Source organism: Yoonia maritima (assembly GCF_003003285.1).
Classification (GTDB): Bacteria; Pseudomonadota; Alphaproteobacteria; order Rhodobacterales; family Rhodobacteraceae; genus Yoonia; species Yoonia maritima.
Genome location: NZ_PVTP01000001.1, coordinates 195,430 through 218,452, shown reverse-complemented (window position 1 = coordinate 218,452; position 23,023 = coordinate 195,430). Strand labels below are relative to the sequence as shown.

Sequence of the window (23,023 nt, the reverse complement as noted above, 5' to 3'; positions counted from 1 at the left end):
GTTACACCTGCATATCCACCCCCATGAATGGCCCAGCGCCGTATCGTGTTGATACCTGTGCCACCTCTATCCGGTAGGGCAATGACCCGACCTCTGCGGCGCGAATACTGTCGCTATAGGACCAGACTGGCGTATCAACGGTTTCCTGACGCCGCACGATGCCGTCTTGCATCACGCATATTTGGTAGGTTTCGTTTTCTTCGCCAAGCGGGATATCACCTTCGCCCCAGATATCCCCGTCGATCCGCGAGCTTCGAATCCATGAAAGCTCAATGGCATCGGCAATAAGTTTGGATCGCAAATGTGCCACAGGATAAGGGCGCAGCCCATTGCCCTTGAACGTATGCAGCGCATAGCGATAGCTGGCGTCGTTCATTGGGCGCTTTGCAGGGCCGTAGCGGAAATGCCGAAGAAGACCGCGCAGTGCAGGCGCACTGGTGATTTGCTCTGGTGTGCCATCCATCACAACGACACGCGACCCGACAGGCCATTCGTCTGGCATTACCCCACGACTACCCGCCTGCCCACGCAGCAAACCAGTCAGACGATATGTGCGCTCTGCGATAGGCACGGCATTACGAAACTGGATGATCTCCCATTTATTGGGCGTCCCGTCACCAATCGCGATTGTATTCGCACCTGATAAAACGGCAGCATCGCTGGAAGAACTAAGTTCCCCGTTGATCAATCTCACCTCAAGCCCAGCTTGCCGATCCCAAATACCACTAGGCCCTTGTCTGACCACACCTGCGGTAAGACCAATCGTGGCCGAGCGATCCATCACGGTCTGCAACGTGTAACCGCTATCTTCGGATGAGCCATAAAGGGCGATGCTACCAGGCCAAGGACGCCCTGCCGTGGCGACGTAGGGAGCAGTGGGTAGTTCATCGCCAGTTAACATCGGCAGATCCATGAAGAGCGCCTCAACAGGGACTGGGCCGACATATGGCTGTAACACGGGTCCGTCACCGTCAAATGTCTGGCCACGATAGGCTTCGGCGTCAATACGCGTGGCCTCGATTAATCGCAAACCGGCTTCTTCAACCCGGTCAACACGATAGCGACCACGATGATCGATGGTATCCAGCGCGACAACGTCACCTGCCCCAACCTGCATTTGCGACGGCGGCAAGGCAAAGCTGGCCTGATCTCGCGCAACACGCGCCTCTTGTAACCAGCGGGTTACCGTGTTGCGCCCCTCTGTCCGGGTCAATGCAAGCGGAACTTCGGTCTTATCAACCCCATAGGTTTGGGTGTCTGGGTGTACTGCCTCTGCGGCAATGGCCTCGTAGTCACCATCATTGTCAAGGTGAACCAGCTGAATACGCGCTGCGACTTCGGCGGCTGGACTGCGCGTCAGCGCTATTGATTGATCCTTTTCGGTATCAATGGCCAGATCATCATGCGTCAGCACATGATCCGCACGCCCAGCACGGTTTTCAAAGACAAGCACACCATCGCGCTCCATCGCATCAAAGCCGTAGGCCATCATCAATGGCTGCAACGCAGAGCGGCCAGAGCCGATGTTGGGCACGGCAAAACCCCGCACCACACCGTATAGCCGTGACACGTCATAGCGTGTCACCCCAGAGCGCTCACATATCTCGGCAACCACAGAGGCCAATGCGCGGTTGCTCACCCGTCCATTCAACCAATGCCCCCGCGCATAGTTGTCTCCATCAGACCAGAGCGTCCGGTTACCGGGAAAGAACGGATATGGCCGCGCATCCCATGCCCATACGTGCATACGGCTCGTATTGACCATAGGCCCCCCGTATTCCGTTGAGACCGGGTTATTCGCGACTTCGCTGAAATACCCGTACACGGCACGCAGGTATTGCATCTGCATAAAGTCATCACGGTTCCCATTAGAGTAATGGGGCAATCGGGACTCTGATGATTTGGGATCAATGAACTTGTTGGGTTGGTTCGCGCCCTTATCAATGGCGGCACAGCCGAATTCAGTGAACCAGATCGGTTTGCTTTCGGGGATCCACGCTGTTGGGCTCCCCTCTCGGACCCCATCTATTCGGTTATGGTGCGGGTTAGACCACCAGCCATGAAAATCCTTATTGCGCCACACCCACGGCTCGCCTTCTCCATCAGTGATCGGCGTGCGACGCTGGGCCTCGCGTGCCTCCGGTGTCGTGTAGTACCAATCATACCCCTCTCCTCCAGCCACGTTGGAGCGCAAGTAATCCAAGTTATAAATAGATTGGGCTTCTATATCAGCGTGATCGTCCCCATCCCGCCAATCGGATAATGGCATGTAGTTATCGACCCCAATGAAATCGATATTATGATCAGCCCACAGCGGGTCGAGATGGAATAGTTTGTCAGCAGTCCCTGCGGGTTGGTACCCGTGGTATTCAGACCAATCAGCCGCATAGCTAATCTTACAATCTGTCCCAAGGATCGCTCGGACGTCAGCTGCCAGCTGGCGCAGGGCATCTACAGCAGGAAAACTGTTCCCGTCACCACGGATTTGGGTCAACGCCCGCATCTCGGACCCGATACAAAATGCGGACACGCCACCGGCTGCTGCACATAGGTGTGCATAATGAAGGATGAACCGGCGATACCCCCAATCAGCAGGGCCAGTATAGCTAACGGTCGTTCCATCAACGCTGAAATCAGACGCAGTCGCATGCCCCATAAATGCCGACACCTCGGACACTGCCCCTGCGGTGCCATCAGTAGTGCCATCCATATATGGGGCAAGCGTCGTCGTGATGCGTCCACGCCAAGGCAGTGCAGGCTGGCCGGGGTTCCCGGTCCACGGGTCGGTCAAAGTATTATCGCTTAGCTGCTCCATCAGAATGAACGGATAGAACACGGGCGATAGACCGCGAGACTTCATATCGCGCAGTGCCTCAACGACAGAAGCATCGGTTGGCGTCCCCCCATAAACCGGCGCACCATCTAGTTCGGGAACTTCCTCGGCTGTGGCACGAGTGACACCTGACACCCCCCAAGGCATCGCTTCCGCATCGACTTGGCGCTGTTCTACCTTCGGCATGATCTGGCATTCACCACAGCGCAGGTCATCACCAAACCAAGAGACCACCATAACAACGGACTGACACGCCGGGACTTCGCCCTGCAACGCATCCATAGAGACGCTAAAGTCGCTTTGCCCTAGGGGTGAATTCGTATTAACCGCGACCTGTTCACCGTATGACGGCGACATATAGACCTGCGAGGTAGCAAGCCCGTATTCACCTGTACCCGGAATCAGGGCGACACCCGTAACCAGATCGCCCAGTTCTTCTTCACCGGCGCGCATGACTTCGAACGTCAGTTGCGGGATCCGGTTACCGAACTGCGCAAGCGGCATGTCTTCGAACACGACATAGGCGGTGCCTCGGTAGGCAGGGGTATTCTCACCCCCTTCCACTGCGGCGATCTTGGGATCGGGCTGTTGGTCCATCGCGCCTGTGTAGACGCGCATGTTGAGATCATCTTGCGACACCTCGGTGCCATCGGCCCAAATCCGGCCTACCCGGCTAATCTCACCTTCACAAAGCGCAATCGCAATGCTGACGGTGTACGAGAACGATTTGACCTCAGGCGTCGGCGGCGCACCTTTCCTGCCGCCAGATGTCTTACTGCTTTCTTTGAACTCCGACGCCCAAATTACCTGCCCGGGAACGCGCATACGGCCATAGATTTGCTGCAGGTCAGCGCCTTCATTCGCGCCCGTCAAACGCAGACGATCAACACGCCCCGTTTCAACAGGTTCGCTACCTGCGCCCATGATCTTTTGATCAATGTGACGGCCAATCGCAGCGCCTGCTGCACGACCGATGGTCGCCATAGACAGCCCCATGACAGTGCCACCGATTGAACCGCCAATAGCCATACCAGCTGCGGAAAGAACGATTGTCGCCATGACTAGTTATCCTTTTGAAATCTCAAATTGCGCGGCGATGCGTCGACGCCAAGGGGCAGAAAGCAGGCTTTCGACCACGCCATGCCCGGAATACGAATGAATAAATGCTGGGACGCTACCCGCGTTTGAAAGAATACCAATATGCTTTGCGACAGCCCCGTTACGCATTCGAAACAACAAAACCTGGCCTGCCGCCAAAGGCGTTCCCGTCACATCATCCATATGACGTAACCCCGCCTGATAAAGCGCCTCTTGTCCCTGCGGCTCGGACCAATCCGCCGTGTAGGCTGGCACAAGCTCAGGCTCAGCGCCATAAAGGGTCCGCCACACACCGCGCAGCAATCCCAAACAATCGCACCCGACACCCCGAACAGACGCTTGATGTAGATAAGGCGTGCCAATCCAATCCCGAGCCACCTCTACGATAGGAGGCGTCATCGGCTGCGGCTCCCACCGGAATTCACGCCGCTACTCCGCGGTACGCTCACCAGCCAATCGTCACCGGGGATGTCAGGAAAGCCCTGAAAGTTAATGAAATTGCTGAATTTTTCTCGGCACGACGCCGCACGCTTATCGCAACCTGCGATCAGGCTAACACGATCACCGATTTCCATTGTGGTGCGGATCGGCTCCCACAATGTGACCTTACGGATTCCTTCAACCACAACATCCGACTTTATCACGCCGCGCAGCGTGGCCGCCTTACCGGTCTCAACGATAAGCTGACCACCTTCGAACCAGCGGTCATTGAACGGAAACAGATTAGCGAACGAAAACACCTGACCATCGGTTGTGGAGGTCAGTTCAGTCGTAACCGCAAACGCCGGATCATCCAAATCGACGCCACATCGCCGATCACCCAAAACCGCACTACACGTCTTTAGATAAGATCGGCCCTGCGGTTGGTTCAGCGCCTCGGTCAATCCACGTAGTTCTGCCTGAAAACCACCCTGCGCCCGCGTGATCTCACCTAACGTGCCATAAAACCGCACTTGCCGGGCCGCTGGGTTATCCCATTGCACCAACCAAGTCGTCACTTCCGCCCCATCATAGCGCCCCGCATCAATGTCCGCTTCGGTAATAGCCGCCGCAGACAGCACACCAATCGCTTCGGTGTTGTTCACAGACAGGCCTGTGGTACTGGCCAGCGCACGCGCGCTTAACCCGCTTTCTGGGGTAAATGTGATACCGTCAAAGTCGATAGCCACGTCGTGATCCGTAAACCCTAGGGTCACGCCATCGGCACGCTTTAGCGCCCAACAATGGCAGACATGCGTGGCCCCAGTCGCCAAATGCGCGTGCAATGCTGCGACGGTCATACGCGGACCTCCACAATTGGAACATTGGGAACTTCGCCAGCCTGAAAATTCGAAACCGACGTCATGATCGCATCAGTGTCGAACCTAACTGGCACATCAAATTCAAAGCCCGCACGAATATCTGAACCAACATCTGGCGGATGACCAAAAGTCAGCACACCCGTGTTGCTGTCGATGCTAAAATCAACGTCTTCTTGCTGCAGCACGCCGCCAATCGACACACGCACTGAACCTGGAACAGGCTTAGAAATCGGACGCGCGTATGTTGTGTCACCAGACCGATAAGTCTTGGTTAGTTGGAACTGGGCGGTGACTTCATCCCCAATCGCGATCAACTGGTCCTCTGCATCAATCCCTTTTGATGGAGAGCAAGATTTGAAATCGCTCCAATCTTTCCAACGGAACCCAATAAGCTGGCCTTGGCGGGCCTCAAAAAACGCGATCAAGGTTTCGACGTCATCAAGTGACCGTAACCCCATACCCGCGTCATAACGACGACGGGCGTGCGCCCAAGGCGTGTTGCGTTCTTCAAACCCATTCGCAAGCGTCACAATATCGGTACGGCGTTCCGGGCCGCCCACCGAACCGAAACTCAGCGAGGCGGGAAATCTTATGTCGTGAAATGCCATCAGCTCTTCTCCTATCGGTTACGTTGGCCACGGCCCAAGGCGCGCGCCATCTGTGACGCAACCTGCCCTTGGGACCGTTGAAAGCTCTGGGCGTCTGGCGTTGTAATATTCATATTCACAGTCACAGAACCGCCCCCTTGGGTACGCACGCCCAAACGACCATCAGCGCCACGCGACAGCGGCATGATCGCCTCTGGCCCGGCCTCCCCCATCAACCCGGTGCCACCGCGCATCGGAAAGGTCACTGGGCTGCTCACAACACCACCTTTGGCAAATGGCATCACGCGTCCTTGGGTAAACGCACCACCATCGGCAAAAGGCATCAAGCTCGACACGGCCGAGTTCAAACCATCAGCTAAAACACCACCCATGTGGTTCATCACCGGATTAACAGCAGCCGAATAGGCAGTATTGATCATGGATTGCGCGAGACCGCTCAGCGCGTCGGACAACTTCATGCCATCCAGAACCAGGCCATCAAACGCACGGCGAAGCCCACCAGAAAACCCGCGTTCAAGATTACCTAAATCGCGTGTCGTATCCGCCAGCGCGCCTTGGACGCCGCGCAACTGGCTATCAAAGGCTGCGGTGACTTGCGACGCATCACCAATTGTCTGCTCTAGCGCACTGACATCACTCTCTAACTGATCAATCTTATCCAAATCATCCATCCAAATTCTCCTTATCCACATCAGGAAATGCGGTCTGCAATTCGGCCAATCGGTCCCGGCCCATTGGGGGCGACGTTTGGGTAAGGCCCAGCATGATTTGCAGTTCAGCCGGGGTAAGCGCCCAAAACTGATCCGGCGTCAGGCGCAATCCATGCAGCCCAGCCTGCATCAAACCGCGCCAATCCAGCCCGATCATGTGGGCGTGGCAAAGGCACGCGCGAGCAAAGTCGCCGCCACCTGTGCCGCCCCGATGGGGCCACCCTCAATTTCGGCGGTCATCAAATCATCAGAAGTCCCACGCCATCCGCCGCCGCGTAGCCCCGCGACAACGACCGCCATCACATCGCGGCTTGAAAACGCGCCACCCTCGAACCGGCGGATCAGGTCAATCAATGACCCTTCACCCAAACGCGCCTCAAGCTCGGCCAATGCGCCCAAAGTCAGTTTGCAAATGTGTGACACGCCATCAATGCGCACCTCGGCTTCGCCGGTCCAAGGGTTCGCCATCAGATCAACGCCGTAAAGGTCAGCGCGCCCGCCGATGCAAGCGACAGCTCATAGGTTGCCTCGCCGTTATGCGACCCAGCGTATTCAATCGACGTGATCTGGAATGGGCCCTCGACAGTCCCAAAGTCAGGAATGATCACCTGAAAATTTGGGGTCTCACCATCAAAGAAAATCTGACGCGCGCGTTCATCAGTCGCGTCATCTTTAAACACACCTGACCCCGAAATCGATGCAGTCTTAACACCTGCACCTCCCAGCAATTCACGCCATCCGCCAGTGCTTTCAAGGCTCGTAACATCGACGCTCTCAGCGTTAAAACTGATCCGGGTCGCACGCAGGCCCGCGGCCGTCTCAAACAAACCGCCGCCTGTCATATCAATTTTGACCAGCAGGTCTTTACCGTTCTGGGCTACCATAGCCAGTACTCCTTTTAGGGATTAAGCGTCATCCGCGACACGCGCGCGGAAAATCAGGTTGATCTGGCGGACGTCACCCGTGCCAACACGGGCGGCCTTCGCCTTGTAAAAACTCAGGGACACCAGTGCGCCGCGGGTCAGCGTGAGATCAGCATCAACCAAAGCGTCAGACACGGCGGCGGCGGCGGTTTTTGCAGTCGAAAACCCCGCGCGCTCGGTCACAACAGTCACCGTAAATTCATGCAGCGCACCGCCGCCAGTTTTGTCCGACGCATCACGTACATCTTCGGCACCCAACACCACATACAACGGTGGTAGTGCGCCACTAGGCAACGCGTCATAGATTGCTGTACCAACAAGACCGATAAGATCGGGATCATTCGACAATTGGCCATAGACGGCGGCTTGCAGCGCTGAAGCAACTCCGTAGCTCATGATGCTGTCTCCTCAAGCGCGTGACAGGTCAGAAACCGGCCATCACTGCCCTGCTCAGCTACTGCCGTAATGTTGAAAATGCGGTTACCTTCGCGAAAACGCTGACCTGCAACGGGACGCGACTGTGCACCTTGGGGCGCAGCGCGCACCGTGATCCGGTAAGGAACACGTGAAACAGTCGCAGCAAACGCGGCCGCCTCACGACCAGAGCCAGCCTTGACCGCTGCCCAATGAATACCCAGCGGCTGCCATTCACGAACATAGCCACCAGCGCCATCGCTCACCTGCAAAGGGGCCTCTAACACAAACGCGCGGTTCAAACGCGGGGCTTTCATACCGGGTTCCCCATAAACAGACGCACGGTGCGGTACTGTTCGATCAAGGCAGACACGCCAAACGGCATCGACGCAGTGCCGTGCGAAACCTCATGACGGAACTCGTAATAATGCGCAGCCAACATCAATACGGCGTGCGCCAAATCAGCAGGCAAATCTGACCATTCGGGACCGAAGCCAGCCATCAACCCAACGCGCACGGTACCATTTGTCGGGATAGACGGTAGCGCAGCGGCGCTCGCCTTTATGCTGGGGCGCTGCATATCTGGTTCCAGATACCAAGCGCCCACATCAGGAATAACCTCATCACCACTCATCGCGATCAGGGTCATGGACGAAATCGCGCTCACAGGGGCAACAGGCAGCGGCTGACGGCGGGCATCGCGCCACGCGGTCAGCGTCCAGCTAAACTCGCGCTCAATAAGTACCTTACCAGTGCGCGCTTCGATTGCGGCCATGGCAGCGCGTAGATAGCTTTCTAGCACGCCGTCTTGTAACCCATCATCCGAGAAACCCGAACCAAGGCGCATATGGTCTTTGAATTGTGCGACCGGTAGCGCCGATTGCGGCACGGTGGTCTCTTCGACTAACATCATGGATTATCTCCGAAATCTTCTGATCTTGGGACCGTTAAGGTCAAGAACCCCGGACGCAGGCCACCCTGCATCACTCGGACGGAAGGAAGCTGCTAGACGACACAGGATCGCCTTGAATGCGTCCGGGGACCGGGGGCGATCACGCCCCCGCTTTCACGCCAGCCTTAGCTGGTCGCGAACTTCAAAAGCTTGATTGCGCCAAAATCGCTGACGGCACCGCCAACACGTTTCGTGGCATAAAACAGCACATGTGGCTTGGCCGAGAACGGATCGCGCAGGACGCGTAGATCAGGACGTTCAGCAACGGTGTAACCCGCACCAAAATCACCAAAGGCAATCGCCATCGCGTCCGCCGCAATATCAGGCATGTCTTCGGCAATCAGCACTGGGTAACCCATCAGACGCGCAGGCTCGCCCGCAGCCAGACCATCAGACCAGAGGAAACGGCCATCATTGTCTTTCAGCTTGCGAATTGTGCCAGCCGTCTTGGAATTCATCACGAATGTGCCGTTCGCGCGATATTCAGCACCCAGCGAATAAACAAGGTCCACGATAGCGTCGCCGCCATCAATCCCACCGGCTGTACCTGTCGGCACATAGCCAATGTTACCCCAAGCCCAAATGTCGTTGTCGACAGTTGGATATGTCATCAGACCCGTAGGTTTGTCGATGCCATCACCATTGATAAACGCGCCCGCTTCAGAACGAGCGAATTTATCAGCGATACGACCGGCCAGCCAACCTTCGATGTCGAACGCGCTGTCATCCAACAAACGCTGCGACGCTTTTGGAAGCGCAGACAATTCGTGCAGTGGGATCGTAATACGATCGATCTGCGGTGTGTCAGTCTCAGCCACGGAACCCGCTTCGGTCGCCCAGCCCGCACCCATTTCGGTATGATCAACCAGCACATCATACGACGTCGCATCGACGTTCACGACATTCGCAATCGCACGGATCGACGCCGTCGAAGAAAGGGTACCCTTCACGGTGTCCGACGTCTGTGGATCAACCAAGTAGCCACCATCAGCCGCAATTGACGTATTCAGCGACTTGCCGTCAAGTTCCAGACCGCGCAGCGCGTCATCATCCCCTGAACGCAGATAAGCTGCAAACGCCTTTTGGTGCGGCGCATCCTCAGCAGCATTTGTCGCCAACGCTGTGCGGGCATTCATCATTGTCTTACGGTCCAGCTTGTTCATCCGGTCATCCTGTTTTTGAAGTTTGGCATTAATGCCGTTAGAAAAGTCTTTGAATTCGCTCATGAAACCGGCAACGGCCACATTCAGCTCGCGGGCAGGAGACACATCTTCCCCGACCCGAGAATCGCTCTCAGTCTTGCTCATCAATCTTCCTTTGATTGTGGTGCGGCGGGGGTTAGTCCCGCGCCATCAAACGGCGGGCATCTTCAAACACCGCTGCCAATTCACGCATCGCACCGGCGGCAGGATCATCCCCCTTGGCCGCTACACGCGCATCGGGAAGCATGGGGAATGTGACCAAAGACACCTCCCACAGCTCCAACTGAGACAAAAGGCGTCCGCCCTTGTCGTTCTTTTGGGCCTTCACGGTGCGATATCCGATAGACAGCCCATCAATCGCGCCGGCGCTGACTAATGAGGCGGCCTCGCGCCCCTTAGCAACATCAGTCAGCAATCGGCCCTTAACCCATAGGCCATTGGCGTCTTCACGAACCTCGTCCCAAACGCCAATCGGCTGGGCGGGGTCGTGCTGCCATAGCATCTTGATCTGGCGACCCTGTGCCAGTGACACGGCATATGCTCCCGGCACCACAGTATCACCGCCCTGATCAGCCTTTCCAAACAAGGATGCATAGCCACTAATCACCGATCCATCTGTGACTGTGACATCAGCACCCAACTGGCAAAATTTATGTTCCAAACTCATAGCGCTCTCCCGCTCAGTGCTTTCACAATTTCGAAAACCAACAGGCCAAAACAGCCGCAGACCACGGCCCATATTTGACGTTCTAACCGCGTGACCATGAATTCGATCCGACCAAGGCGCACATCAACTTGGGCAAACCAGAAATCCGAAACCGGAGGTTTCACTTCACTGTGTGGCTTGCCTTTCAGATCAACGACCTTACCGGGCATCGCCAACCTCGACCGCAGGAAGACCAAGCAACGCACGCTTTTCGGGATCGGTCAAAAACGCAGCCTCGCCCACGCGACGCCATTGGGCATCTCGTTCAGCTGAAAGCGCTGGGATTTGATCTAGATCCGGGCGCAGCTCGATCCGCTCGCCGGTGAAATCGGACAACCAATCCGCAATCGTACTTGTGACGCGCGTGACCAGCGGCAACACAGTCAAACGGTAAAACGCGCGGTTTGCCTCTTGGTAATTGGCATAGGTCGCATCGCCCGGAATCCCCAACAGCATCGGCGGCACACCAAAGGCAATCGCGATTTCACGCGCGGCGGCCTCTTTGGTTTTCTGGAACTCCATATCTGATGGCGAAAACCCCATCGGCTTCCAGTCTAATCCACCTTCTAACAACATCGGACGACCAGCATTGCGGGCACCCTGATGCTGGGTTTCCATCTCGCTCAGCAGGCGATCATACTGATCCGCCGACAGTGATGCCTGCCCATCCGCACCGCGATACACAATCGCACCAGATGGCCGGGCTGCATTATCCAGCAACGCCTTTGACCAACGCGAAGCAGCGTTGTGAACATCCACCGCATTCGCAGCAGCCTGCAAAGCAGACAGTCCATAATGATCATCCTGCGGGTGAAAACTCTTAATATGGCAAATCGGACCCTGCCCATCTGAAACCGCAAAGCGATGCTTGCGACCGTTCACACTGTATTCATAGGCCATCGGCCAACCATCAGCACCGGGCACAACCGACATCCGGTCAGAGCGCAAGACATGCATCTCAAGCGGCAGACCGTCATCGCCGACAGCCTCAAGATAACCGTTCCCGGTCAATAGCAGTTGACCAAACAACGCCTCAAGCAACTCTGCGCGGCCCTGCCCGGCATTTGGACGGTTCAGCAGTGCCAACACCGGATGGGTGTCATAGCGGCGCTCTGCATCCTGTAGAACGACCGGTACGGCAGCGGCCGCCTCAGCAATCATCTTAACTGCACGAAACCCGATCGGGTTATTCGCAAACCCTGTCCGGGTCAGTGACACGACATCACGCGGGCTCCACGCCACACGGCCCGCACCGGACATCGCCATCACACGCCCCGTGGCAGAGGCTTTGACCTCAGCCACCGGCTGATCCGACGCAGTGCGGTTCAAGAATTCAAACATTCAAAACTCCTTTGGTGCCAATCGGCCGTTGATGACCGTCTGCGATCCATGAAAACAATTTGCATTTAAATGATTACAAAGATGGTAGGGATGCGTACGCACCCCTACGCAACGGGATCAAAGCCCGCGAATGCTGGGGTTACGCCAATTTTGGGCCGGTTCAATCATCAGATCATAAAGCGCCCAAACCAACGCATCGACCCGGTCAGGCGATCCACGGCCGACGAAACCTTGCGTCGTTAACTGACACATCTGGTCTTCCAGCTTGGCTAACCCACGTGCATGCCACACACGACCTTGCTCATAAAGCGCGGCAATCGGCTCTGCCCTCGCGACCTTACCCTTTGAGGCGTGAACAGACCGATAAGACACCAATGGATCAACCTGCCGTAAAACGGCCTCGACCATGTCCCCCCCCTGATTAACCTCAGCGACCAAACGATCCGCGCCAAACCGGTCCATCGCATTGATCGCAGCTTGCGCCCAATCCGTTGGCCGCGCCGCAGACATAGACACATCAGCCAACACGTAGGCACGCCAATCCTGTGGGGGGCCATGCATCACGACACCAGCAACCACAATCCCACATTCATCGGATCCCTTGTGCGATGTCCCCGGCGGATCAATCGCAACGACGACCCGCGTGCAGGGCGGCAAATGATCGGCCTGCATCCCTGCCAATTGATCAGCCCCCCAAAGAGCACCATCAACGTCATCCAATAACGTACCGTCGATTTCTTGGCGGCCCAAAGACGTACCACCATAACGTGCCTCAATCTCAGCGATAAAACTCGGTGCAAGGTTTGCCCGGTTTGCCTGCGTCGGCGCACGGGTGACCACGGTCGTGTCCATCTCAAGCAAATCACGCAGTACTGCTGCACGGCGCGGTGTCGTCGTAACGCACGCCTGAGGGTGATCACCCAACCGCAACCCAAACTGCAACATATCCCACGTGTCACCACCTTTGCGCCACTTCGCCAGTTCATCCGCCCACAAGGCATCAAATTGCGGACCACGCAGGCTTTCTGGTTCGTGTGCAGAAAACAACTGCGCCTGCGCTCCATTGGGCCAAACCAGCAAGCGGCGCGTGGCAATCCAATCTGGGCGACGATCCGGCGGGCTGACGGCCATAATGCCGCTTTCACCAAAAACCATTACCTCGCGGGCCTGATCCATCGTTTCGGCTACAATCGCCATGCGGCGGGCACGACCAGGCACCGTGGGGCGTGGCCCTTCCAGCATCGCACGCACCCATTCGGCCCCTGCCCGCGTTTTGCCCGCACCGCGACCGCCCAAAATGACCCAAGTGCGCCAGTCACCGTCAGGTGGTAGTTGATGTTGCAAAGCCCAAAAGTCGAACAGATAAGGCAGCGCTGCGACCTGCGCAGGCGTCAGTTGTTTGAGAAACTCAACCTGCGTCAGTCGCGGCGCGGAGGCGATCAAGTTGGCTCCCGATGTCAGCGCGCAGGGCGTCATAGTCGATATCGGCGTCGGACTGATTGGCTTGCTGTTGGGCATGAAACGCCTCCTCTGCCGCAAGCACCTTGAGATGCGCGGATTGTAATTCACTTAGCTTTGTCAAAAGGGGTTTAGAGGCCACATCAGTCGGCAGCCCAATTTCTGCAATCATGTGACGGATAGTATTCCGAACACTCACATATAGCTCCGCAATCTCGGTCACGCGGGCCGATGCATCATCAGTGGCCACCTGCCCCTGATCGTCTAATTTGTTCATGTATATTCGCCTGTAAGGGGTGAACTTCCGTTACATCGAGAGGCGATAATCGACGCCTTCTAGCACGACAACTATAGGCACAGGCAGGCCCAAAAGTCAATCAGCCGAGGGTACGGACGCGCACCCTCGGCTGAATTTTTATTAACCTTTACAGCATCTTAATTGTCAGATGCACGCTCAGCTTCAATCTCGCGCCAGCGGGCAACATTGCGATTATGTTCGTCCAATGTTGTCGCAAATGCGTGGCCACCAGTACCATCAGCCACAAAGAAGATATACTCGGTGCTATCTGGGTTCAGCGCCGCTTCGATGCTCGCACGGCCAGGGTTGGCAATCGGTGTCGGCGGCAGCCCCGGAATCACATAAGTGTTCCAAGGCGTCTCACCACGCAATTCACTTTGACGCAAACCACGACCCAGAATCCCCTCACCCTGCGTGATACCATAGATGACGGTGGGGTCTGTTTGCAACTTCATGCCTTGGTTCAAGCGGTTCACAAATACGCTCGCAACTTGACGACGTTCTTCAGGAACACCTGTTTCCTTCTCGACGATACTTGCCAGAATCATTGCTTCTTCTGGAGTTTCCAAAGGCAAACCATCTGCACGCTCTGCCCATGCCTCTGCGATGATCGCAGACTGCCGCTCTGTCATCTGCGCAATGATCGATGACACACGCGTGTCTGGCGTAACGTCATAGCTATCAGGCGCAAGCGAACCTTCAGGCGGGGTCTCTTGCACGTCAGCAACCAGAATATCAATCGCGCTCAGCTCGTTTACGATCTGCCAGCTAGTCACACCTTCGGCCAAGGCAACACGATACCGGGTATCGGATGCTTCACGGACTTCGGTGTATTCCGCAGGCGTCTCAACTTCGGACGGATCATAGTTCACAAGTTCAATGAAACGGTTCGTCGCCGGATCAAGCTCGCGAACCTGAATTTGCATCTTGTTGATGCCAACACGGTAAACGACTTCGGTACCGCAAGTATTCTGACCACCACGTGTCACAATGCTCACGATCTCTTCCATCGAGGCCTGCTCTGGAACCAGAAAGCTACCAGCCTTCAAAAGATGAGATTTCTCAGAATAATCCGCGCCCGTCTCAAAAATGAACTCAGACGAAATTGCACCTTGATCAACCAGTTTCGAAGCGACACGAGACATGTTCGTCCCACGATCGACCTGAAAACAAATTGCCTGCTCCAAGGGGCCCGGCGCAGAATATTGCTTCATTCCCCAGCCGATACCACCGACCAAGAGGAACAAAGCAACAATAAAGAACGTCAGAAAATTAGACGCGATATGGCGCCACATTAGGTGACCTTTCCGAACACGACGCTAGCATTCGTGCCGCCAAAGCCAAACGAGTTAGACAATGCGATGTCGATCTTACGCTCGCGCTTTGCATTCGCACAAAGATCAATTTTGGTTTCAACCGCAGGATTGTCCAAGTTGATTGTCGGCGGTGCAACCTGATCACGGATCGCAAGGATCGAGAAAATGGCTTCAATCGCACCAGCGGCACCCAAAAGGTGACCCGTCGCTGATTTGGTTGAAGACATCGTCAGTTTTGCCGCTGCCTCTGGACCAACCAAACGCTCAACAGCGCCCAATTCAATGGTATCAGCCATCGTCGAAGTACCATGCGCGTTCACATAATCGATCTGCGTCGGTTCAATCCCCGCGTTCCGGCAAGCAGCACGCATCGCGCGCTCTGCACCTTCGTGATCAGGTGGTGGGGCTGTGATGTGGTGTGCGTCGCCGCTCAGCCCGTAACCAAGAACCTCTGCATAGATTTTAGCACCACGCGCTTTGGCGTGTTCGTATTCTTCAAGCACGACCATCCCAGATCCCTCGCCCATGACAAAACCGTCACGGTCTTCGTCCCAAGGGCGGCTCGCCTTTGCAGGATCGTCGTTATATTTTGTGCTCAGTGCCTTACAGGCATTAAAGCCCGCAATACCGATTTCACAAATCGCAGCTTCAGCACCGCCAGCGACCATAACGTCAGCATCGCCGTGCTGGATCAAACGCGATGCATCACCAATCGCGTGCGCACCAGTTGAACATGCGGTCACAACAGCGTGGTTCGGACCACGGAAACCGTATTTGATCGAAACCTGACCAGAAATCAGGTTGATCAATGCACCCGGCACAAAAAATGGGGAAACGCGACGCGGGCCTTTTTCGGCCATCATCACAGCAGTGTTCGCAATCGAATTTAAACCACCGATACCAGAGCCCATAAGAACACCGGTCCGCTCGAGGCTTTCACGATCTTCGGGCATCCAACCAGCGTCTTCAATCGCTTGCTGGGCAGCAGCCATACCGAACATGATAAAGGTATCGACCTTACGCTGTTCTTTTGGATCCATGTATTTGTCGGCGTTGAATGTACCATCGGTGCCATCGCCCAACGGAACCTCACACGCATATTGCGTGGTTACCTTGCTGGGATCAAAGCCCGTAATTTTACCAGCGCCAGATTGACAGTCCAAAATCCGTTCCCAGGATTTTTCGACTCCATCAGCTAGCGGGGTTACCAAACCCAAGCCTGTTACAACGACACGACGCATATTCTGCCCTCACCTTTTGGCGTATTTGAATGCACTAATAACCTAGCCAACAGCATAGGAGCAAGTCCGCGTCACTACGCCAGCATCGGGTTGCCGACAAAGGAACAACTCTTGCCCATTACTGCTCAACTTATAAGTACCAGATTGGCACAACACTCATTAACGGGTTGGGTTGCTATTAAGTCACGAGAGGCGCTCAAAACAACCTTCATACAAAAAAACGGCGCCGTAATGGCGCCGTTTCCTTGTTCTTTGATAACGGCTTATTGTGCGCCGTTGATGAACTTAACCGCGTCACCAAATGTCTGGATGGTTTCTGCAGCGTCGTCAGGGATTTCGATACCGAATTCCTCTTCGAACGCCATAACCAGCTCAACAGTGTCAAGGCTGTCTGCACCAAGATCATCGATGAAGGACGCAGTTTCCGTCACTTTGTCTTCTTCAACACCAAGATGCTCTACTACGATCTTGCGTACGCGGTCTGCAACGTCGCTCATGTCAATTCCTCACGTCTTTCTGGGCTAATGCCCGTTCTGATTTGGGCTGTTGCCCGACTTAACTATCCCCTTACGGGGATTAACCGATCTGCGCAGCAAACATCCGACGTGGCGTCACATGCACTTTTTTCGGCAAATCTGGGTGGCCTATAGCAGAGAATTCCGCTTAGGCAAACGATTTCATGCCCGGCGTTTAGAGCATGGCCATCCCGCCGTTCACATGCAAGGTGGTACCGGTAACATAAGCAGCTTCTGGGCTAGAAAGATACAAAACTGCCGCAGCAATCTCTTCGGCATCGCCCATACGACCGGCAGGAACTTGCGACAAAATACCAGCCTTTTGCTCATCATTCAGCTTATCGGTCATCGCAGTGGTAATAAAACCGGGAGCAACACAGTTTACGGTGATTCCACGGCTCGCAACTTCATAGGCGATGGATTTGGACATCCCGACCATACCAGCCTTTGATGCAGCATAGTTCGCCTGCCCTGGGTTGCCTGTTGCGCCAACGATCGACGAAATATTCACGATGCGCCCCCAGCGAGACTTCATCATGCCGCGGATCACACCTTTGCACAGACGCATGGTCGATGTCAGGTTGACCTCTAGAACCGAAGACCATTCTTCATCCGACATACGCATAAAGATATTATCACGCGTGATGCCAGCGTTGTTCACCAATACATCGACAGACCCCATCGCGTCAGCAGCCTGCTTTGGCAATGCATTCACTGCGTCTGCGTCACTTAGGTTACATGGCAGCACATGTGCACGGTCGCCCAACTCTGCGGCCAATGCCTCAAGCGGTTCAACCCGCGTACCGGACAATGCAACTGTTGCACCAGCGCCGTGCAGTGCCTTTGCAATTGCCCCGCCAATGCCACCAGAAGCGCCCGTAATCAGGACATTTTTTCCACTTAAATCAAACATTTCCAATTCCTTCTTCAATCTTTTAGCGCAGCAGCAACAGCAACGACGTCTTCTGGTGTACCAACTGCGGTTGCAGTCAAGCTGCGGTCAATACGTTTAACCATCCCGCATAGCGCCTTACCAGCGCCGATTTCGAACACTTCAGTCACGCCTTTCGTCGCCATATAAGCGACGCTTTCGCGCCAACGCACAGAGCCCGTTACCTGTTCCACAAGCAATGAACGGATCGCAGCAGGGTCGGTGACGCTACTTGCCTCAACGTTTGCGACCAACGGTACAGATGGTGTTTTGATTTCAACATCATCTAGTGCCTCGGCCATCACGGCAGCTGCCGGGGCCATCAGGCTACAATGGAATGGGGCGCTTACTGGCAATAGTAACGCGCGCTTTGCGCCTTTTTCTTTGGCAATCGCGGTTGCCCGTTCAACGGCGGCCTTGTGCCCTGACACAACCACCTGCCCCGGATCGTTATCGTTTGCAGCTTGGCAAACCTCGCCCTGCGCGGCTTCTATGGCAATTTCGGCAACTGTCGCGAAATCCAGCCCTAGAATCGCGGCCATTGCACCAACGCCGACAGGCACGGCATCTTGCATTGCCGTGCCACGTACGCGCAGCAAACGCGCGGTATCTGCAACAGTCAATGCGCCAGCCGCGGCCAAGGCCGAATATTCGCCCAACGAATGCCCGGCAACATAGCTTGCAGCGGAAATGGTAACGCCTTCTGCCTCAAGCGCACGCATCGCCGCCAAGGATGTCGCCATCAATGCAGGTTGCGCATTTCGGGTCAGCGTGAGTTCAGCAATATCACCCTCCCAAATCAAACCAGATAGGTTTTCGCCAAGCGCGTCGTCGACTTCGTCAAAAATCGCCTTTGCCGCCGGATATGCATCGGCGAGTGCCCGTCCCATTCCAATCGTTTGCGCACCTTGGCCCGGAAATACGAATGCCCGCATCAGACCTCTCCTCTTTGATATGTTATTTGCGGTCAGGCTTACCTTGCTGTGACATAGCGCACAAGCAACCCGTCAACTGATCGGTTATGCACAAAGCCTGTAAGCTGGCACACATACTCAATCATTTGCGCGAATCCACGCTGGTGATAGCGTGCTCGCAATAATTCGGAGAACGACAATGCCCGCCACAAATACCGCCAGCACATACGGTACGGTCACCAAAGCCTTTCATTGGCTGACCGCTTTACTGATTCTCACCGTAATTCCTTTAGGCCTGATTGCCGAAGACCTCGCCTTTGATGCGCCCCTTAAGGTGCCGCTATTTTCGGCTCACAAGACACTGGGCGTCATTATATTCTTTGTGGCTTTGGCGCGCATCTTGTGGGCATTGACCCAGACAAAACCGGGGGATCTCCATCCAGACCGCCGTTTAGAAACGCTGGTTGCGCATATTGTGCATTGGCTACTTTATGTCGCCTTGGTCGTTGTGCCACTGTCAGGATGGCTACATCACGCAGCCACTTCTGGATTTGCCCCTATTTGGTTGCCAATCGGCCAAAGCCTTCCGTTTATTCCTCAAAGCGAAACACTTGCCGAATTTTTTTCGGGCCTGCATTGGGTCTGGAGCAAAATCCTGATCGTTTCGATCCTGCTACATATTGTTGGCGCGCTAAAACACCAAATTATCGACAAAGACGCGACGCTGACCCGCATGTGGTTCAAGCAATCGAAAGTCCCAGAGACATCTGAACGTGAAAAAGCGATTATGGCACCCATCTTTGCGCTCGGCATTTATATTGTCGCGGCAGGCGGTGCTGCGGCGGCTGGAATGCTTTCGCACGGAGACCGCGAACCCGCTATAGCATTGGAACAGGTCACGTCGGATTGGATGGTGACGGGCGGAACTATCGGCATCACGGTGCGCCAGCTTGGAAACCCGATATCGGGACAATTCGATGATTGGACCTCTGTCATCGAATTTGACCCAACTGCGACAGGTACGCTTGGCCACGTAACAACAACAATCGCGATCGGGTCGTTGCACCTTGGATCGGTTAGCGATCAGGCAATGGGCACAGATTTCTTTGCTGCTGACACCTTTCCCACAGCGACATTTGACGCGGACATTACGGCCGACGGCAGTACATATCTGGCAACCGGCACGCTAAAGATCAAAGATATCACGCTGCCTATCACCCTCCCCTTCGTGCTTAATCTTGATGGGGATACCGCCGAGATGGCAGGATCGCTCGCGCTTGATCGGCGCGACTATCAAATCGGGCAAAGCATGGCAGACGAAAGCAGTCTCGGATTTGACGTGCGGGTTAACATCAACCTAACCGCCACACGATAACAAAAAAGGCTGCTCCTCGGTCCCCTAAGGCGCAGCCAATTTTTCTAGCGAATTGCTGAATTATTCAGCCTTCATCGCCTCAACAGAAATCATGACTTCGACTTCATCGCTGACATATGGCGCGAATGCACCTACTTCGTAGTCAGAACGCAGCAGCGTTGTTGTCGCGTCAAAGCCTGCCCATTCTTTTTCAGCCATTGGGTGCATACCAGTTTGGTTCAGTTTCGCGTCCAGCACGACAGATTTCGTCACACCGTTCAACGTCAAATCACCTGTGATCAACGCGGTGTTGTCGCCAGTAACCTCGATACCTGTAGACATGAATGTCACCATTTCGTCCTCATCGGCACCAAAGAAGTCACCCGACATAAAGTGTTCGAAACGCCCTTCCCAGCCTGTCAGCATGCTGCGCACAGGGAATGAAACATTCACGCTTGATGCTGCTGGCTCTTCGGCGTCAAAGCTGATTTCGCCTTCAAAACCAGAAAACATGCCCATGCCGGTCGAAAAACCAAGGTGGTTATATGTGAACATGATTTGGCTGTGGCTTGCATCCAGCACATATGCCTCAGGGGCTGCAAATGCTGGTGCGGCGATTGATGATGCAGCGACTGCGGCTGCGAAAAGTACGTTCTTCATTGGAATCTCCAGTTGTGAGTAGTTTACACCCTCTATTGAAGGTGCATCACCGCACAAAGCAATTCTGCAATTCTGAACAAATTGTGTTCGACAACACAGTAACCAGCGTTGTCGACATGTTTCCTTAGGCTGCACTACGCGGCGCGATCATCAAATCTTGCGCCAATCGATCACGCAAGGGAATCAGTTGCGCTTCAATTGCTTCGGCCACGCATACTCGCTGATCAGTGTCGCGATACTGTAGGACAAGCGATGCAAAGGCGCTTTCCGGCTGGGGTTCAATGTAAACACCGCCAATCGCGTCAAAACCGTAAGCACCGATTGTGGTTGGCTTGCCTGCACGGTTACTGATGACCTCGCGAATTTCGCCGACGCTTGTATCGACATGGACTTCTGCCTGTGACCCGCGGCTTGCAAACCACAGCAAATAAAAACCAACCGCTGCAAACAAAACTGACGCAGCAAGGCGGATCACGCCAACATCACCGTTAAAAAACAACACCGGCATGGCAACCATGCTGACCGCAGCAATCATAAAGCACGCCCCAAAAAAGTACGATAGCAACTGCGCCATAACCACACCGATCGCCGGCGCACGGCCAGAACGAATTTGGTATCCCCAAAAAGTGTCTTCTACTGCAAAGTTAGTTGATTTTGCCATTTGACCCTGACCACCTGAAAATTGAGTTGCCACGCTTCCCGTCATGACGTCTCCTTAATGTCGTTTTCATGTGAAATAATAGTAAATCAGGGCGACAAATAGGCATTGGCATGGCAGGTTATAGAAAACAAATGACGGCCAATTCCAACCAATAAAAATAGGGCTTTGATACTTGCATCACCCGGTTGGACCTGTATAAGGCCGCAACCTTTCTGTGTAATGTTGAACTGCGCAGTCTCTCGTGGGTGGGGTGCAGAAAGGGTCACTGCCCCACGCTTTGAAATGCGCTGATAATGAATGGAGTACGCATGCCGCTATACGAGCATGTCATGATTGCGCGTCAGGATCTTTCCAACTCGCAAGCTGAAGCACTTATCGAACACTTCGGATCCGTTCTTGCCGACAATGGCGGCAAGTTGCTGGAAAACGAATACTGGGGCGTCAAAACGATGGCCTATAAGATCAACAAAAACCGCAAGGGTCACTACGCCCTGCTGCGGACTGATGCGCCAATTCCTGCGATTCAGGAAATGGAACGTCTGATGCGGCTTCATGACGATGTCATGCGCGTGCTGACTATCAAAGTCGACGCACACGAAGATGGCCCATCTGTACAGATGCAGAAACGCGAAGAACGTGGCGAACGCCGCGAGCGCCGCTAATCAGATCTTAGATAAGGACAACAATCATGGCTACTAAACCATTTTTCCGTCGTCGTAAGTCCGATCCGTTTGAAGGCGATAACGCGCCAAAGATCGACTACAAAGACACTCGCCTTTTGCAGCGCTACATCTCTGAGCGCGGCAAAATCGTTCCAGCCCGTATCACAGCTGTTGGCGCCAAGAACCAGCGTAAGCTCGCCCAGGCGATCAAACGCGCGCGTTTCCTTGCCCTGCTGCCATACGCAGTAAAGTAAGGACACCAACACATGGATATCATTCTCCTTGAGCGCGTGGCCAAACTGGGCCAGATGGGCGAAGTCGTTTCTGTTAAAGAAGGCTACGCACGTAACTTCCTGCTGCCACAAGGCAAAGCACTGCGCGTAAACGCTGCAAACCTTGCACGTTTCGAAGCAGAAAAAGCTCAGCTTGAAGCACGCAACCTTGAAAGCAAAACAGAAGCAGCGGCATTGGCTGAAAAGCTAGACGGCGAAACATTCGTCATCATCCGCTCTGCATCTGACGCTGGCTCGCTTTACGGTTCTGTCACAACACGTGACGCATCTGAAGCAGCAACTGAAGCCGGCTTTACAGTCGACAAAAAGCAAGTTGTTTTGTCTGCAACGATCAAAGACTTGGGCCTGCACGACGTAACCGTCAACTTGCACCCAGAAGTCGCTGCAACAATCACACTGAACGTTGCACGTTCCGCAGAAGAAGCCGAGCTGCAAGCAGCTGGTAAATCTATCGCAGAACTCGCAGCCGAAGAAGAAGCAGCTGCTGAATTCGAAATTCAGGAACTGTTTGACGACATCGGCTCTGCCGCTGACGAATTCGGTGACGACGACGAAGCACCTGCACAAAGCAACGACGAAGACTAATTCGTTCTGCTTTTACAGTATATTAGGCCGCTCCATTTGGGGCGGCC

28 protein-coding genes are annotated in these 23,023 nt (G+C 54.8%); 4 read left to right on the top strand and 24 right to left on the bottom strand.

Features of this window, described 5'->3' with window-relative positions; genetic code table 11:
- Position 1 precedes the first annotated feature (1 nt).
- The 22 genes from CLV80_RS01070 to fabD form a co-directional block, all read right to left on the bottom strand.
- Positions 2 to 3,892 (bottom strand): baseplate multidomain protein megatron, encoded by a 3,891-nt coding sequence (locus CLV80_RS01070; RefSeq protein ID WP_106353853.1) that lies wholly within the window; start codon positions 3,890 to 3,892, stop codon positions 2 to 4.
- Positions 3,893 to 3,898: 6 nt separating this feature from the next.
- Complete coding sequence (locus tag CLV80_RS01065) at positions 3,899 to 4,330, bottom strand: C40 family peptidase (RefSeq protein WP_106353851.1); 432 nt, start codon at positions 4,328 to 4,330, stop codon at positions 3,899 to 3,901.
- Entirely contained in the window at positions 4,327 to 5,211 is an 885-nt protein-coding gene (locus CLV80_RS01060; protein WP_106353849.1) for a phage/gene transfer agent baseplate hub protein, read from the bottom strand. The genes CLV80_RS01065 and CLV80_RS01060 overlap by 4 nt, the downstream gene beginning before the upstream one ends.
- Complete coding sequence (locus tag CLV80_RS01055; protein ID WP_106353847.1) at positions 5,208 to 5,840, bottom strand: DUF2460 domain-containing protein; 633 nt, start codon at positions 5,838 to 5,840, stop codon at positions 5,208 to 5,210. Before CLV80_RS01055 ends, CLV80_RS01060 begins: the two co-directional genes overlap by 4 nt.
- A gap of 11 nt (positions 5,841 to 5,851) precedes the next feature.
- Complete coding sequence (locus tag CLV80_RS01050) at positions 5,852 to 6,511, bottom strand: RcGTA-type gene transfer agent tail tape measure protein (RefSeq protein ID WP_106353845.1); 660 nt, start codon at positions 6,509 to 6,511, stop codon at positions 5,852 to 5,854.
- Positions 6,504 to 6,707, bottom strand: coding sequence for a rcc01693 family protein (locus CLV80_RS01045; RefSeq protein WP_106353843.1), 204 nt, complete (start codon positions 6,705 to 6,707; stop codon positions 6,504 to 6,506). Before CLV80_RS01045 ends, CLV80_RS01050 begins: the two co-directional genes overlap by 8 nt.
- Entirely contained in the window at positions 6,704 to 7,018 is a 315-nt protein-coding gene (locus CLV80_RS01040; protein ID WP_106353841.1) for a gene transfer agent family protein, read from the bottom strand. Before CLV80_RS01040 ends, CLV80_RS01045 begins: the two co-directional genes overlap by 4 nt.
- On the bottom strand, positions 7,018 to 7,434 hold the full coding sequence (locus CLV80_RS01035; protein WP_106353839.1) for a phage major tail protein, TP901-1 family: 417 nt from the start codon (positions 7,432 to 7,434) through the stop codon (positions 7,018 to 7,020). Before CLV80_RS01035 ends, CLV80_RS01040 begins: the two co-directional genes overlap by 1 nt.
- 21 nt (positions 7,435 to 7,455) lie before the next feature.
- Positions 7,456 to 7,869: a DUF3168 domain-containing protein gene (locus tag CLV80_RS01030; RefSeq protein WP_106353837.1), complete on the bottom strand. Its 414-nt coding sequence runs from the start codon at positions 7,867 to 7,869 to the stop codon at positions 7,456 to 7,458.
- The gene (locus CLV80_RS01025) at positions 7,866 to 8,204 is read right to left on the bottom strand and encodes a head-tail adaptor protein (protein WP_106353835.1); all 339 of its coding nucleotides are present in this window, start codon (positions 8,202 to 8,204) and stop codon (positions 7,866 to 7,868) included. The genes CLV80_RS01030 and CLV80_RS01025 overlap by 4 nt, the downstream gene beginning before the upstream one ends.
- On the bottom strand, positions 8,201 to 8,800 hold the full coding sequence (locus CLV80_RS01020; protein ID WP_106353833.1) for a head-tail connector protein: 600 nt from the start codon (positions 8,798 to 8,800) through the stop codon (positions 8,201 to 8,203). The genes CLV80_RS01025 and CLV80_RS01020 overlap by 4 nt, the downstream gene beginning before the upstream one ends.
- Before the next feature lie 164 nt (positions 8,801 to 8,964).
- Entirely contained in the window at positions 8,965 to 10,146 is a 1,182-nt protein-coding gene (locus CLV80_RS01015) for a phage major capsid protein (RefSeq protein ID WP_106353831.1), read from the bottom strand.
- 31 nt (positions 10,147 to 10,177) lie between these two features.
- Positions 10,178 to 10,708 carry an HK97 family phage prohead protease gene (locus CLV80_RS01010; protein ID WP_106353830.1) on the bottom strand — a complete coding sequence of 177 codons (531 nt, stop codon included), beginning with the start codon at positions 10,706 to 10,708 and terminating at the stop codon, positions 10,178 to 10,180.
- Positions 10,705 to 10,917 (bottom strand): hypothetical protein, encoded by a 213-nt coding sequence (locus tag CLV80_RS01005; protein WP_106353828.1) that lies wholly within the window; start codon positions 10,915 to 10,917, stop codon positions 10,705 to 10,707. Before CLV80_RS01005 ends, CLV80_RS01010 begins: the two co-directional genes overlap by 4 nt.
- Complete coding sequence (locus CLV80_RS01000) at positions 10,907 to 12,088, bottom strand: phage portal protein (RefSeq protein WP_106353826.1); 1,182 nt, start codon at positions 12,086 to 12,088, stop codon at positions 10,907 to 10,909. The genes CLV80_RS01005 and CLV80_RS01000 overlap by 11 nt, the downstream gene beginning before the upstream one ends.
- A gap of 117 nt (positions 12,089 to 12,205) precedes the next feature.
- A complete protein-coding gene (locus CLV80_RS00995; protein ID WP_106353824.1) occupies positions 12,206 to 13,564 on the bottom strand; it encodes a DNA-packaging protein in 1,359 nt (452 codons plus the stop codon).
- Complete coding sequence (locus CLV80_RS00990; RefSeq protein WP_106353822.1) at positions 13,497 to 13,823, bottom strand: hypothetical protein; 327 nt, start codon at positions 13,821 to 13,823, stop codon at positions 13,497 to 13,499. The genes CLV80_RS00995 and CLV80_RS00990 overlap by 68 nt, the downstream gene beginning before the upstream one ends.
- Positions 13,824 to 13,981: 158 nt before the next feature.
- On the bottom strand, positions 13,982 to 15,139 hold the full coding sequence (gene mltG / locus CLV80_RS00985) for an endolytic transglycosylase MltG (RefSeq protein WP_106353820.1): 1,158 nt from the start codon (positions 15,137 to 15,139) through the stop codon (positions 13,982 to 13,984).
- A complete protein-coding gene (gene fabF / locus CLV80_RS00980) occupies positions 15,139 to 16,401 on the bottom strand; it encodes a beta-ketoacyl-ACP synthase II (protein WP_106353818.1) in 1,263 nt (420 codons plus the stop codon). The genes mltG and fabF overlap by 1 nt, the downstream gene beginning before the upstream one ends.
- Before the next feature lie 263 nt (positions 16,402 to 16,664).
- Positions 16,665 to 16,898 (bottom strand): acyl carrier protein, encoded by a 234-nt coding sequence (locus CLV80_RS00975; RefSeq protein WP_045996352.1) that lies wholly within the window; start codon positions 16,896 to 16,898, stop codon positions 16,665 to 16,667.
- 193 nt (positions 16,899 to 17,091) lie between these two features.
- Positions 17,092 to 17,829: a 3-oxoacyl-[acyl-carrier-protein] reductase gene (gene fabG, locus CLV80_RS00970; protein WP_106353816.1), complete on the bottom strand. Its 738-nt coding sequence runs from the start codon at positions 17,827 to 17,829 to the stop codon at positions 17,092 to 17,094.
- 14 nt (positions 17,830 to 17,843) lie between these two features.
- Positions 17,844 to 18,782, bottom strand: a complete 939-nt coding sequence (fabD, locus tag CLV80_RS00965; protein ID WP_106353814.1) for an ACP S-malonyltransferase — start codon at positions 18,780 to 18,782, stop codon at positions 17,844 to 17,846.
- Positions 18,783 to 18,960: 178 nt separating this feature from the next.
- Here fabD and CLV80_RS00960 point away from each other — a divergent pair, with 178 nt between their 5' ends.
- Positions 18,961 to 20,136 carry a cytochrome b/b6 domain-containing protein gene (locus CLV80_RS00960; protein WP_106353812.1) on the top strand — a complete coding sequence of 392 codons (1,176 nt, stop codon included), beginning with the start codon at positions 18,961 to 18,963 and terminating at the stop codon, positions 20,134 to 20,136.
- Between the two features lie 60 nt (positions 20,137 to 20,196).
- Here CLV80_RS00960 and CLV80_RS00955 read toward each other — a convergent pair whose 3' ends face one another.
- Entirely contained in the window at positions 20,197 to 20,775 is a 579-nt protein-coding gene (locus CLV80_RS00955; protein WP_106353810.1) for a YceI family protein, read from the bottom strand.
- Positions 20,776 to 20,899: 124 nt separating this feature from the next.
- Entirely contained in the window at positions 20,900 to 21,481 is a 582-nt protein-coding gene (locus CLV80_RS00950) for a hypothetical protein (RefSeq protein ID WP_106353808.1), read from the bottom strand.
- A gap of 263 nt (positions 21,482 to 21,744) precedes the next feature.
- Here CLV80_RS00950 and rpsF point away from each other — a divergent pair, with 263 nt between their 5' ends.
- The 3 genes from rpsF to rplI are packed head-to-tail and all read left to right on the top strand — an operon-like array spanning position 21,745 to position 22,976.
- Positions 21,745 to 22,098 carry a 30S ribosomal protein S6 gene (gene rpsF, locus CLV80_RS00945; protein WP_106353806.1) on the top strand — a complete coding sequence of 118 codons (354 nt, stop codon included), beginning with the start codon at positions 21,745 to 21,747 and terminating at the stop codon, positions 22,096 to 22,098.
- A gap of 26 nt (positions 22,099 to 22,124) precedes the next feature.
- Positions 22,125 to 22,352, top strand: coding sequence for a 30S ribosomal protein S18 (gene rpsR, locus CLV80_RS00940; RefSeq protein WP_106353804.1), 228 nt, complete (start codon positions 22,125 to 22,127; stop codon positions 22,350 to 22,352).
- A 12-nt stretch (positions 22,353 to 22,364) separates the two neighbouring features.
- Complete coding sequence (gene rplI / locus CLV80_RS00935; protein WP_106353802.1) at positions 22,365 to 22,976, top strand: 50S ribosomal protein L9; 612 nt, start codon at positions 22,365 to 22,367, stop codon at positions 22,974 to 22,976.
- The last annotated feature ends 47 nt before the right edge of the window (positions 22,977 to 23,023 follow it).